Here is a 13,315-nt window from a genome sequence, read left to right as displayed (position 1 = left end):
GTAGCGACGCTTACGATAAATTCTTATTATTATCGTTTCTATCATCATAGTCACTGTCACTATATTCACTGTTATTTTGAGGGTAGTCATAGTCATCATCATTACGATGGTGATGAGGTCGTCGTCGTGGGGTATCATCTCTTCCTAATGATGATGAAGGCGGCTGTTGCCAGCTGTTTGGTGCATCATCATGATTAGGGTAATGTGGAGTAGATCGGTGTCGAGGTAAAGCACGCTGACTATTTGGCTCTGGCTGCTCTGAAAAATAATCTGCTTGAGAAGAACGTAAAGGCTGGTTGCGCAGTGGCCGTTGTGAGCGTTTGGGTTGTTGGTAAGGATGGCGTGCGCGTGCATCCATGTCATCATCACCACCGTGGTCATAGTTATGGTGTGTATTATTCTGATAGCGTTGCTTAAGTGCATGCATAGACCGTCGATTTGGCTGTTGCCTTAAAGACGGGTTACTCGTGGGGCGCTCAATGTTATTGTTGCGATCTTTATCTATTCGTCTTTTTGGCTGCGGTCTGTCTTGGTGGTCAAAGAGTGAATTACTGTTTTCTTCTCTTTCTGCTCTCTCTTGTAAACTTCTGTAATATTCTGATTGTAATGGTCGTTGATGCCTAGAAGGCGAGGTATGCTGCCACTCTGAGTTGTGGGTAGTTTGTTGGCGGTTTTTTCTGTGGTTTTGATGGGTTTGAGATGCTTTTATTCGGGGGCGACTATTGATTTTTCTTAGTTTATCAATAGGCCGGCCAGAAGTCTGCTGAGTTTGGTCATGTGTTGGTTTATGCCCATCTGTATAATATCTGTTATCTTTGGGTTTTCTTGAGTCTAAAGAGTGGTGATTGCGTTCTGCACGTTGTCTTGGCAGGCGAGTGTTAGAGTGATCGTTATGCTCAGTATATTTCTTATTTTTATTTATTTGATCATGTTGCTCTTGATCTTGGTGATTACTGGCATGGCGTTTTTGAAGATTTCTATATCTAGCCGCAGATTTTCTCTGCTTGTGCTGATTTTCTGGAGGCTGGCTTTGAGGAGGAGTCAGCATGTTTTTATTTTTGATGGCTGCAGCTAGGTTATCCAGGGCGTTAATTAACTCAATACTGTGTTCTTCCATATTTTTAAGGAGTTGGTGAGCATTTTGTAGATTACCATCAATAATTGCAGTCAGTGCATGCTCAGCAGCTTGATAAAACTGGTTAAGGGTGTAATCCGTGTGGTGAAATGCATCCAACTGACCGATGGGGGTGGTTTGATGGTGATGACACCATTGACCTAGTCGAGAATGCTGCTTATCTGGTAAAGTCAGTGCGTTATAGTCAATTGTCCCCATCAGTAGCTGATATAAAGAAAATTTATGTGCTAATAGGTCTACTTTAAAGGATTCGATATCACTAAATATGGCGCCTTTAAATGATGTTTGCTCAACTGACTGGATTTTGTTTAGTAAGTGATTCATTTGTTGCGAGGTATTTTGGCTCATTTCGTTGAAATTTAAGCAACTGTTACTAATATCTTCCATGACATCAGAAGATTCATTCGTTTCAAATTGGATGATACCAACTAAGCTTTCTATTTCGCTGGTCGCATCATTGGTACGTTTGGCAAGATTTCTTACCTCATCAGCAACGACCGCAAAGCCTCGTCCCATCTCTCCTGCGCGTGCGGCTTCAATTGCTGCGTTTAGCGCAAGTAAATTCGTTTGGTCTGAAATATTCTTAATAAGTTCAACGATGCCACTGATTTCTTCAGCACGTAAACTTAAGGTCTCAACACTTTGAAATGCTTGTGATGTTGCTTCTTTCATATTAATTAAGCGCCCTGAAATATCTTCAATTGAGCGCTGTGTTTTTTGAGACGAGTTGACCGCTTGCTGAGCGGACTGATTTTCTTCAAGTGCCAGTTTAGAAAAATTTGATAAGGAACCTTGTATAGAAGACAAGGTGCTGCCAAATAGCTTCATCGTCTCCATAAAAATTACAAGATGCTCAGGAGACTCAGCAAGGTCGCTGTCTTGATGGACACCTTGCTTTAACTGCTTGATCTCTTGTTCAAGACTTTCTTTTTCTTGAAGCAGTTGATCGATTTGTTCTTGTGCTTGCTCATACTTGTGCTGAGGAACCAACATTAAACAACTCTTGAGTTCTCTTGTTTATCATAAACTCAAGTATAGGGGATTTTGTTGCAAATGGTGGGGCACATAGGAGCAATTAAGGGTTCGCCTTGATATTGGCCCTAAATCTTCAGAGATAAGGGCCGGTCACTTACTTTATTTACGCCACTTGATAATAAGCTATTTTTTTATCACTGGCACAGCATTTGACTAATTTCTGCATATATCTCTTGGCTTTGAGAGCGTTGTCGTGAATTAAAGAACATGCCAGCGAAAGCGCTTCCTCGGTGGTTTAGGCTGGTGTCGTTGGCTGCTGCTGCTTGAGCATTTGCGAGGACAGGCTTGGTATTATCGACTAATTTAAAGTCACCGTATTCATCAGTAATTGAGTTCCATATTTTACCGATTTTTATTGGTACCGCTTTTAATTTTCCCTGAAAGGTGATGAGGCTGCCTGCGACTAGTCCATGTGCTTGAAACCGGTTGGTTTTAATGCCTTCAACAATGCTATTATAAGCAGTATGAAGTTTGCTTAAATCTTGATAATTTTGAATAAACTGCTGACTGTTATCGAGTGCTTCTAGTATGCATCGTCTATTTAAATTCAGGCTAATGATTTTTTCGAGCAAATCAGGATTGCTCAGTGCTTTTTGCGTATAGTTCGTATTTAAATGTAGGTTAATTGTTTTTTCGAGTAATTCAGGGTTGCTCAGCGCTTTTTGCGTGCACTCTTTATTTAAATGTAGGCTAATCGTTTTTTCGAATAATTCAGGATTATCCAGTGCTTGTTGAGTGTATTCTTTATTTAAATGTATCTTAATGATTGTTTCGAATAAATCAGGATTGTCCAGCGCTTTTTGAGTGTGACTCTTATTTAAATTTAGGCTAATGATTGTTTCGAATAATTTAGGATTATCCAGTGCTTTTTGAGTGTGACTCTTATTTAAATTTAGTTTAATTGTTGTTTCGAATAATTCAGGGTTATTCAGTGCTTTTTGAGTATATTCTTTATGTAAATTTAAGCGAGCAATCGTTTTGAGAAAATCAGGGCGTTCAATTATTTGTAGAGTCTGATCTTGGCTCAGGTCTAGTTGATTAAGATAGAGATAATCGTCTAAATTACTTTTAAAATTTAATTTTTTTAATATGCTGTATAATTGTTGTTGATTTTTTAACAAGAAGCCTTGATATCGCTCAAGTATACTTTCAGATTCAGCTCTTAGGGCATTATTATGCTCTTTTAGTCGCTTGAAACCGCGTCTGCTTTTTGTTCGAGTTGAAAGAGTTGCAGTCAGGTTTGGTGCTTGATCTGAGAGAGGACCATATTCTTCTTTTAGTAAATCTAAATTGAAATTATAGTATTGCTTGCTTTCTGCTGGTGTTAAGGGATTTAAAGCAATTGCTTTTAGTAAGGCTTGTTCTGTTTCTACTTGATAAAGCGCTCTATGTCTTAGTTGTATGGCGCGAGTCCAAAAAGCATCTTTTTCGGAGGTTGTTGTTTTTGATCCGCCTTTCTTTCTTCTAAAACTATGTGCGAATCTGAGAAGAATATTTTCAGGTTTTGCTGAATCAAAACGTCTTGTCATTTGTAGTGGCACGGGGTTGCCATGAGTTAAAGCTGCAACGATAGCTTCATTCATTTTGCACTTTAATTCATCGGGAGACTTGTGTTGTTGTAGTCGTGCCGAACTATAATCATGGTCTATTTTTGAGTACTGAAGCCGACCTGCTTGATTGATTGATACACCATTATTACACTGGTGATTGTCGCCATCAGGATATAACATGAGTGCGATATCTGCACCGGCCTTACCAGAAACCAGACCATAAGCTAATTCTTCTAAAGTTATATTTTTTTTATCGATAATGACTGATGTTTTTTTAGTAAAAATTTTATCAAAGTCATTACAAAAATCAGCATATTGTTTATTTGGGATGGCGCTGCTTGGGTTTTGTAGTGCCTTAATGAGGCTTTGATACTTGTTAAAGAATTCGTTTAAGTCTGACTTAAATTTTGAAGAGGAGTCATCACTATCAGCAAATGCGAGTTCTAGTTTCTTGTTGCCATCTGTTAAGGTATCTAATATCCTTTGTGTTTCTATAAAGCCTTGCAATCCCACTGATGCAGAGCCGATGGGGCGGCTATAATCCTCATTATTAATGACTATACGAGTTTCAGAAACTAAGGCAAATTTTTTGTACCACTTCTCTGCTAGCAAAGATGCCATAGCATCATAACAATGACTTTTACTCTCACGCTGCGAGCCATGGAGTGCTATGCCGATTCAAGGCACGCAACGCTGTGTGACGCGGACAGCCGAGGGTTTATAGTCGTCGCGTTTTGCTCGGCGATTTTGCATCATTGGATGTGCAAAATACCTACCGAGGTAGCGACGCTTACGAATGCTTTATAAAAATAGGTTTCTGTGTTAGTCTTATTTCGCCCTTTTTTTACTGTATGGGCTGATTTTGTAACTTCATGGCTATCCGTATCAAATGTTATGTCACTAGAATTTATTTCATATTTTGATAGAGGCATAGGAGATTCCTTAAATATAAACAGAGTTATATATTTAATTCTTCAAATAAAGTTAACTATTAAATTTTAAGTAAATGTATCGTTAACTACTCTCTTATATTTTTAATTAATCTTAATAAAATATTAATTAATTTATCATTTGTTGTCTATAGTTTTTTAATTATTTTTGTTGCTGTGCGACAGGCCTCCTTGATTGTTACAGCGGGTAGGTTAAACAACAGGGATAATTTCCTCTTAATTGTATGAGCGTGAGAGGGTATAACGCTTTTTTTACGGAGGGTACAGAGGAGGAAGAGGAGAGTTTGTTTTTTTTATTTTATTTACTTTTTTTAACTCAGGATAAATCGCTTGCCAAAGACTGTTGCCTTGCCAGTCATTTTTATTATGATTTGCATACAGGGACTGATTAAGCAAACAAATCTCTTGGAATGCTTGATCATTGATAAAAGGCTTTAAAGCTAATAAGTTTGGTGTGGATAATAGCCAAAGCTCCTGAGCTAGCTGAATCAACGCTTCTTTGGCATGCTGTGGATTATTTGTTAGGCAGGCTTCTTTTAATGAATTTTTGCTAGTAGTGATATTTGGGGGTATAGGAATATCACTTGTTGCTGCTGATTTTCTAATAAACTGACTATTACGGCGGTAACGATAGTGAGAATATAAGGTAATTAGCCATAATATAAGTAAAGTGATGCTAATCAGTGGCCAGGTTGAGGACATGCTAATTAGCTTGGTCGAAGTATTGTTTGCTGACTGTTTGCGAGTTGAGTCTGGAGTTATTTTTTGAGTTTTTTGATGAGTTGGTGTTACGTTAGGTTTTGCAACTGCTTTTATATGAATAACTTCCTCTTTAAGTGTTGTGAGCTCAAAACGTTTTTTAGTGATATTCCACCATTTTATTTGTATTTTGGGCAAAACCAATTTTCCTGGTTGAGTCGGTATCACTGCAAAGTTATCTTGACGTGAACCTATAATATTATTTCCTTTTTCAGTGTCTTTTAATATTGGTTTTTCTGAATAGACATTGGCTTTATCAAGGTTAAGCAGGGTGTTAGGTAGTTGGCTACTGAGTAGCCCTGTAGCTTCTATGGTAATGACTCGCGTGATGGGAGTGCCTACCTGAAATATCGGGGGCTCTTGCTCCCAGTGGCTATGTAGGGTTAGTTTTTTAGCAGGAAGCCAGGCAGTTTGATGTTGTTTTGGCGCTGGCTGAATAGCTAATGTAAGGGTAGGAGCTGTTCTTTTGATTTCTTGGCCAAAAAAGCCGAAGGGTAAGCTAAGTGACTGTGCATGTAAATCTTCTATTTCGCCATGAAAAATAGGAGCTTTGATCTCTAACTTGCCACTGTGTTGTGGGAAAATAGCATAACGGCGTTCAATAATTGTATATGTTGTATTTTTGATTCGTTGCTGATACCTTTTATCATGACCGAGAGATTTAATAATAGCATTTTCTACTTGAGGAAGAGATAAGCTCGCATTTTTAAGGCGTGTAGCCATAGACTGGGCGATCTTTAGTATGACTGTATAGGTAATTTGTTGCTGTGGATAAATAATTTTTGGAGAGGTCTTGACTGTTAATTCAACTATCCCCTGAGGATTGATAGCCTTTATTGAGTTTTTAATTACATTTAAAGAAATTGCATGGGTTTTATCTTTGCCAACATAAATTGCCGGAATAATAATTTGGCCTGACTTTTTTGCTGAAAGAGACAAAATCCACTGATATTCAGCATGTGTTTTACCATTAATGATTTTTATCTGGGAGCTTTTACTAAGGCCAAAAATTTCAAAATTTTTATTAAGTGCTTGAGTATTTGGCTCGTGTTGAAAAGGCTGGTTTGAAGATATAAAAAGGTCAAAAGCTTCTCCAACAATAGGATTTAGTGTTGAAGTATATACTGACAAATGAGTGGCAGCATAAACAGGAAGTATAATAAAAAATAATAAAATACAACTTAATTGACGCACTTTACTGTCCTTGTTGTTGCTCGTCTTGGCGTTTGAAATCACGCTTTAATAATCCACCAGGGTCATCTGGAATTTGTCGTAACCACTGAGAGAGTGATTGACTTAATTCACTTTGTTTGACTGTTTTTTCTTGGTTTTTTTCTTGGTTTTTTTCTTGGTTTTTTTCTTGGTTTTTATCTTGGTTTTTATCTTGGTTTTTATCTTGGTTTTTATTCTGGTTTTTATTCTGGTTTTTATTCTGGTTTTTATTCTGGTCTTGTTGCGATTTTTGTTTAAGAAGTTTTTCTAGTAATTTTTTGTTAAATTTAGCATCTTGATTGTTAGGGTCTTGTTCTAGTGCTTTTTGATAATTATTGATGGCTTGCTGATAATGGCCGAGCTGAGCGAGGCTATTCCCCTGATTATAATAAGATAATGCAGAGTTTTCTTTGCGAAATGATTCTAAGGCTTGTTTATATTTTTTATCACGATAATACGCATAACCTTGCCATAGTGGGTCAGTAAATGTGTGGGCGGCGCTTTCATATTGGTGTTGAGTAAGTTGCTTTATGGCTTGTTGATTTTTATTGAGCCAAAGATCTGGCCAAATGCTCGCATGGGAGGGAGAAGGAGGAAGCGAACTGGTGGAAATAAAGGCAATAGCCAGTGGATTAAGCCAACCACGACGAAAGGCAAATAATACCAAAGGCAGTAGGAGAAGAACGATATAGGGACCTTTGTTTTCCCAGATTGATGATGAGTGTGCCTGTGTTGATTGATTGTAATGTGTATGTCGGTTGCCTTGTTTTAATAGATTATGGATATCTTGATTGGTTGTACTGGCAAAATAAGCTGAACCGCCACCTATTTTGGCAAGTGCCTTTAAATGCTGAGGTGATAGTTGGCTGATAATAAGTTGGTTATTTTCTTTAATAAATTGGCCATTTTCTTCAGGGATAGGCGCACCTTCTTCAGTGCCAATCGCTAGAATATCCAAAGAGAATCCCGCTTCTTTTAATTTTTTAGCGGCGGTTAACGTTTTTTTCTGACCTGCGCTGTCTGTGATTAAAATCACCTGGCCTTGACCTGTTTTTGCTTGTTCAAATAGTTTTAATGCTTGATCTAGACCGGCAGCTGGGTTATTGCCTGTAGCTGGCATCAATTCGGGGGATAACAGGGGAACTGTAGCACTGATAGTTTGGCTGTCTTTGGTTAGTGGTGAGACGATATAAGCGCGTTGAGAAAAGACAATAAGGGCTGTACGAATATCCTGACTTTGTTTGAGTAATTCTAGTAGCTTAAAGCGAGCAATGCTCAGGCGGTTAGGTTGGGTATCTTGGGCAAGCATACTTTTGGATAAATTAAGGACAAAAATACGTGAATAGCTTGATTGATAAAGCAGTGGTTTATTTTGTTTAAGGCTTGGGCCTGCAAGGGCAAAAATAGCGATAAGCCAGGATAAACCGAGTATCCAGAATATTAGCTTTTGCCCGGAAGATTGGCCTTGTAATAAATAAGGCAATAGATGCGAATCGCAAATCGCATGTAAGTGTTGATGGTTTTTGTTTTGCCACCAGAGAAATAAAATAATAATAATGACGATAGGCAAGCAAAGTAACCATAAAGGGGTTTGAAAGTGAATGCCGAAAATAAGCATGATGTACTTTGTTTACTCCTTGATTTTTTTTAACTTGTTTAATTTCTGTGTTGATCTTAAATTGACTAATATAAAGCGCAAGCTAGTAACTAGGCTAAGTAATAAGGCGATGCCTAAAGGCCATTGATATAGAGGATGCTCGGGTCTGAGGTTGTGGGATATTGATTTTGAAGGCTCCAGATTATCGATTGCATGGTAAATTTGTTCAAGCGAATTGAGGTCTTGAGCACGAAAAAACTGGCCTTTGGTGATATTGGCAATCGCTTTTAGCGTCGCTGTATCTAAGTTGTGAGAAGGATTAAGGTAGCGTGTGCCAAAAGGAGTTTTGACGGATATTTCATTAGCACCAAGACCAATCGTATAAATTTTAATTTTTTCACTATGTGCAAGCTTAGCGGCAAGAGTGGGCGATAAGACACCGCTATTACTGGTACCGTCGGTCAGTAAGATCAGCACACGGCTGTTTTTAGGGTATTTCATTAAGGTTTTAATCGATAAGCCGATTGCATCACCGATAGCAGTTTTAGGGCCAGCAAGGCCAGTTATAGCATTATTTAGCATACTAAGTACTGTAATATGATCAAAGGTCAGAGGGGTGCGTAAATAGGTATTTGAGCCAAATAAAATTAAACCAATACGATCGTGCTTGCGCTCTTTAATAAAATAGGCGGCTGTTTTTTTAACAATGGTTAAGCGGGTGACGGGTGTGTTATTCAGGTGCATATCTTTTTCTTTCATACTGCCTGAGATATCGACAGCAAGTAGAATATTACGTCCAGCAATCGGCTGATAAATTGACTGTCCTATCCACACTGGATTGGCTGCGGCTATAATTAATAGTCCCCAGATAAAATAGGCGGAGAATTTATCTTTATACTGTCTTTTGTGTTTTTTTTGATTGATCGAAAATTGATTTAGCTGCTGGAAAAAAGGCACCTGTAATAATGCTTGATTTTGTTTGGCGCAGGGGAGAATAAAAGGGACAAGAAAAGGTAATGGTAGCAGAGTAAAAAACCAAGGCCAGGCAAATTGAATCATCGACACTCCTTGATCCATAGTTGTACAAATTGCTTTAATTCTATATTGCTTATTATTTCTGGTTGGTAAAGGCTAGTAATTAAATAATTAGCCTGTGTTATTGCAATATTGTGGTGTTTTTTAGGGAGCTTTGAAATTAAAAAGTCATGCCATTTTTTTTCAGATAATATTTTAATATTTTGTTCAGGAAAATAATAATGGGCTACTCTTTTTAATAATGCATTACACTCTTTGGCATAATGGGAGTTTGAGTGTTGCGGAATATCGTGTAAAGAATTTAAACCATATAATTTAATTTTTTTCTTATTGCAATATTTTTTTAGCAAAAAACTTAAAACAATAAAGAGTATAATTAGAATGCTAATTAGTATGAGCCAACCTGGTGCAGGTGGCCAGGCGCTGACCGCGTTGGGGGCATGAATATCTTTTAATAAGCTCAGAGGGCTGTGGTTACTCATTGTTGCTAATATGGTTGCTTTTTTACTCTTTGGTGATTATTTATAGTTGCCTACGTAATAAAGCTTGGTCTGTAATCGCTTGCTCTAAAGCTACAATGGGATCTTGGTCGGTGGAAATTGTACAATAAGCAATACCATTTTTTATAAAGAAATGTTGCTTTTCTTTATGTAATTTCTCCATGTAATCACTATAGTATTTTTCATCTTTTTGTGAATGAATGGCAATATTAACTGTTTGTTTGCCATTAGAGAAATGATAGTTTCCTTGCTGATTGAGCCGTTGTTCTAATGGGTCTTGTATATGGATACAAGCGATATCGTAATGATAAGAGAGTTGTTTTAATAAATTTTGCGTGTGCTCTGAAAAATCAAAGAAATCGGAAAAAATAATGAATATTTCACCGCCACGGCTATGATGGATAAATTGTTCTAGGGTATTGTGAAGTTGCTGGCTCTGATGAGGAGCATGAGTTGTTGTCATTTTATTTAAAAGGCTAAATAAGCCTTTTTTTCCCGCTTGGCTTTTTAGCCAAATGGACTGTTCGTGAACAATCGCACCACCGATACGATGCCCATGGTGAAACGCCAGCCAGGCAAGTGCTGCACAGCTATAGTCGGCCATCACTGACTTAAAGCACACACGTGTGCCAAATTGCATGCTGTGGCTATGATCGACTATGAAATGGAATGGTCGCTCATGTTCTTCACGAAATATTTTTGTATGTAGCTGCCCTGTACGTGCGGTGACACGCCAATCGATGGCTCGAACATCATCGCCAGGTTGATAGTGACGGACTTCTTCGAACTCCATGCCGCGGCCACGGAAAATAGAGGGGTGAGGCCCTGAAGTTGGGTTTTTGGCGAAGTGAGCAAGACGTATGGGGAGGCGGCGTGCTTGTTGAGTGAGTTGTAATAGATCTGCGATATGGCTGGCTGTCCCTTTAGCCGGTTCGATGTGTGTGGTGCTTGTGAACATCTTCGGGCTTCTCCATCTAAAATTTGTTTAAGGTGTTGGTACGGTCTCTAAAATACGTTGTATGCATTGATTTGTGGTAATACCTTGTGCTTGCGCCTCAAAGCTGAGTAATAAACGATGACGCAAAATATTAAAGAGCACTTGGTGTACGTCGTCTGGTGCAATATAGTTGCGGTTTGCAAGCCAGGCATGAGCGCGAGCACAACGCTCTAGAGCAATCGTGGCACGTGGGCTAGCACCAATGCGTAGCCAGTGTGCTAGCTCTTTGTTGTATTGCTCTGGCAGGCGTGTTGCGATGACTAATTGAACTATATATTCTTCTATGGCTGGTGAGAGGAAAATGTGCTGACATTCTTGGCGTGCAGCAAAAATTACCTCTTGGCTTAAATAATGGTTGATTTGATTTTGTGGTTGCAGCGTGTCCTGATTTTGACGAACGAGCTTTAATATTTCGGCTTCTTCTTGACGATTTGGATAGCCTATTTCTACATGCAATAAAAAACGATCAAGCTGAGCTTCAGGTAAGGGAAATGTACCCTCTTGCTCGAGTGGATTTTGTGTGGCCATGACGAGAAATAGTTGTGGTAGTGGATAGGTTGTGCTGCCTACGGTGATTTGACGCTCTCCCATCGCTTCGAGTAAAGCAGATTGAACTTTTGCGGGAGCGCGATTAATTTCATCGGCAAGGATAATCGGGTGAAATAGTGGTCCATGTTGAAAGTGAAATTCACCTGTTTGTGGCCTGAAGACATCTGTTCCTGTAATGTCAGAAGGCAGTAAGTCAGGAGTGAATTGAATACGTTGAAAATCGCCTTCTATATAGTGTGAGAGTGCTTTAATGGCTGTGGTTTTGGCAAGTCCTGGGGCGCCTTCGACCAGGAGGTGACCATCGGCGAGTAGAGCGATTTGCAGCATTAATAATAATTCTTTTTGGCCGATAATATGATGGTTTAATTCATCTTGTAAATGAATAAATTGATCTTGAAGTGATTGATTATCTGTAAGTTGATGATCCAAGGGCATAACGATCTCCCTGCTGATATGCCTTTAATTTAAAATCATACGCATTTGTTTGTAGATGTAAAGCCTTAGTAGAAGAGTTGACTAGCCTTTTATTGTTGGTTGCATTATTGAAATGGTAACTCTCACTTAAAGTAGTACTTAAAGTAGTACTTAAAGTAGTACTTAAAGTAGTATAAGTAATATTAAGTAATAAGTGGAATTTTCTATTAAATTAATTGATTACGAGCTAGGTGTAATGTGCAGAACCAGCTTACCGCGTTCGAGGCGGCCATTGCGATTCATATCATGGGCAATCGCCGCACCTTCTAAGCTCATTTCTTCATAAATAGTAGGCTTTAATTGTTTTTTTTCTAGTAATTTAGCAAGTTCTTTTAATTGTTCGCCATTGGGATAGCCAAAGACGAATTCTGCATGCACCTGATAAGCGGCAGCTTCATCATCATCAGGGGGAGTGACTAAGGAAATTAAATGACCGCCTTTTTTAATAATTTGATAGCTATTTTGCTGGACTTCACCACCGCGAGTATCTAGGACTAAGTCAATGCCAGCAGGTTCCCGTGCGGCGATTTCTTTCACAAAGTCTTGATTTTGATAGTCAATGGCAATATCAGCACCTAGACTGTAAACATAATCATGATTATGTAAGCTGGCTGTCGTATATACTGTTGTTTGCTGTAATTTCGCCAGTTGGATCGCAATGCTGCCGATGCCTCCTGCGCCGCCATGAATGAGTATTGTTTGGCCGGCAGTTAGACGTATGGTTTCAAAGAGGCATTGCCAAACGGTGAGGCCTGTCATGGGAATCGTTGCCGCTTCTGCAAAACTGATATTGTTTGGAATATGAGCGACAGCATCGGCATCGATAGCAAGGTACTCAGCATAACTGCCTTGTTGAATCACTGGTTTGCGACAATAGCTAAAAACGCGATCACCTTTTTTAAATCGACTAACTTTACAGCCTACCTCGCTGATGACTCCAGCAGCGTCCCAGCCTAAAATGATCGGGAATTTGTAGGGCAGTAAATATTCATACAGACCTGCGCGTATTTTCCAGTCAGCCGGATTAACACTGGTATGAGATACCTGTATGAGCACTTCATCATCTTTAATCGATGGGACGGGGATGTCGGCGAGTTGTAGAACATCAGAGTCACCAAATTGGTCGATGATCATCGCTTTCATGGCACTATCTTTTTATACGGTACTTTGATTAGAAGTCTAGCTTAATTTAAGAAAAATGCGCTAAAAATGAAAAGCGAAGCTGTTATAGCACTTCTTTAGCGCGTTGATTTGTCTGATAACTATAAAATCCAATTTAAAATTATAGGCTTTGTCCAATCACGAATTTTCTCATATTTATTTATAATAGTGATGTGATTTTTTGGTGAAGATTTGCATACGCTGCCTTGGTTTGTGCATCCCGATAAGAGCCAAAAAATATGCTGACCATCGTCAACTTTCGAGAGCCACTTCGTTCTTTTGTGAGTACTTCTAATTTCTTTAAAGTAGGGAGAGGGTCTGGCATCCATTTAAAATGACCGCCGCTGCGAGCCATGGAGTG

At 38.8% G+C, this 13,315-nt stretch carries 9 protein-coding genes and 1 pseudogene; all 10 read right to left on the bottom strand.

Translation table 11 applies throughout. The annotated features are described in order from the left end of the window. Positions 1-10 precede the first annotated feature (10 nt). Positions 11-2,128 carry a methyl-accepting chemotaxis protein gene (locus C200_RS14625; RefSeq protein ID WP_016211708.1) on the bottom strand — a complete coding sequence of 706 codons (2,118 nt, stop codon included), beginning with the start codon at positions 2,126-2,128 and terminating at the stop codon, positions 11-13. Between the two features lie 176 nt (positions 2,129-2,304). Then, positions 2,305-4,341: a hypothetical protein gene (locus tag C200_RS12630; protein ID WP_016211710.1), complete on the bottom strand. Its 2,037-nt coding sequence runs from the start codon at positions 4,339-4,341 to the stop codon at positions 2,305-2,307. Between the two features lie 581 nt (positions 4,342-4,922). After that, positions 4,923-6,623 (bottom strand): BatD family protein, encoded by a 1,701-nt coding sequence (locus tag C200_RS12620; protein ID WP_016211085.1) that lies wholly within the window; start codon positions 6,621-6,623, stop codon positions 4,923-4,925. A 1-nt stretch (position 6,624) separates the two neighbouring features. Continuing rightward, entirely contained in the window at positions 6,625-8,259 is a 1,635-nt protein-coding gene (locus C200_RS12615) for a vWA domain-containing protein (protein WP_016211090.1), read from the bottom strand. A gap of 12 nt (positions 8,260-8,271) precedes the next feature. Then, on the bottom strand, positions 8,272-9,297 hold the full coding sequence (locus C200_RS12610) for a VWA domain-containing protein (RefSeq protein ID WP_016211089.1): 1,026 nt from the start codon (positions 9,295-9,297) through the stop codon (positions 8,272-8,274). Next, a complete protein-coding gene (locus C200_RS12605; protein WP_016211086.1) occupies positions 9,294-9,755 on the bottom strand; it encodes a DUF4381 domain-containing protein in 462 nt (153 codons plus the stop codon). The genes C200_RS12610 and C200_RS12605 overlap by 4 nt, the downstream gene beginning before the upstream one ends. A 40-nt stretch (positions 9,756-9,795) precedes the next feature. Continuing rightward, entirely contained in the window at positions 9,796-10,731 is a 936-nt protein-coding gene (locus C200_RS12600) for a DUF58 domain-containing protein (RefSeq protein WP_016211081.1), read from the bottom strand. A 27-nt stretch (positions 10,732-10,758) separates the two neighbouring features. Beyond that, the gene (locus C200_RS12595; protein WP_016211087.1) at positions 10,759-11,754 is read right to left on the bottom strand and encodes an AAA family ATPase; all 996 of its coding nucleotides are present in this window, start codon (positions 11,752-11,754) and stop codon (positions 10,759-10,761) included. A 219-nt stretch (positions 11,755-11,973) separates the two neighbouring features. Beyond that, positions 11,974-12,936, bottom strand: a complete 963-nt coding sequence (locus C200_RS12590) for an NADP-dependent oxidoreductase (protein WP_016211088.1) — start codon at positions 12,934-12,936, stop codon at positions 11,974-11,976. A gap of 178 nt (positions 12,937-13,114) precedes the next feature. Further along, positions 13,115-13,315, bottom strand: a pseudogene (locus tag C200_RS16230) (hypothetical protein); the annotation flags it as partial.

Source organism: Piscirickettsia salmonis LF-89 = ATCC VR-1361, assembly GCF_000297215.2.
GTDB lineage: Bacteria > Pseudomonadota > Gammaproteobacteria > Piscirickettsiales > Piscirickettsiaceae > Piscirickettsia > Piscirickettsia salmonis.
Note: the sequence above shows the minus strand (reverse complement) of the source record. Positions and strands in the feature narration are given on the sequence as shown.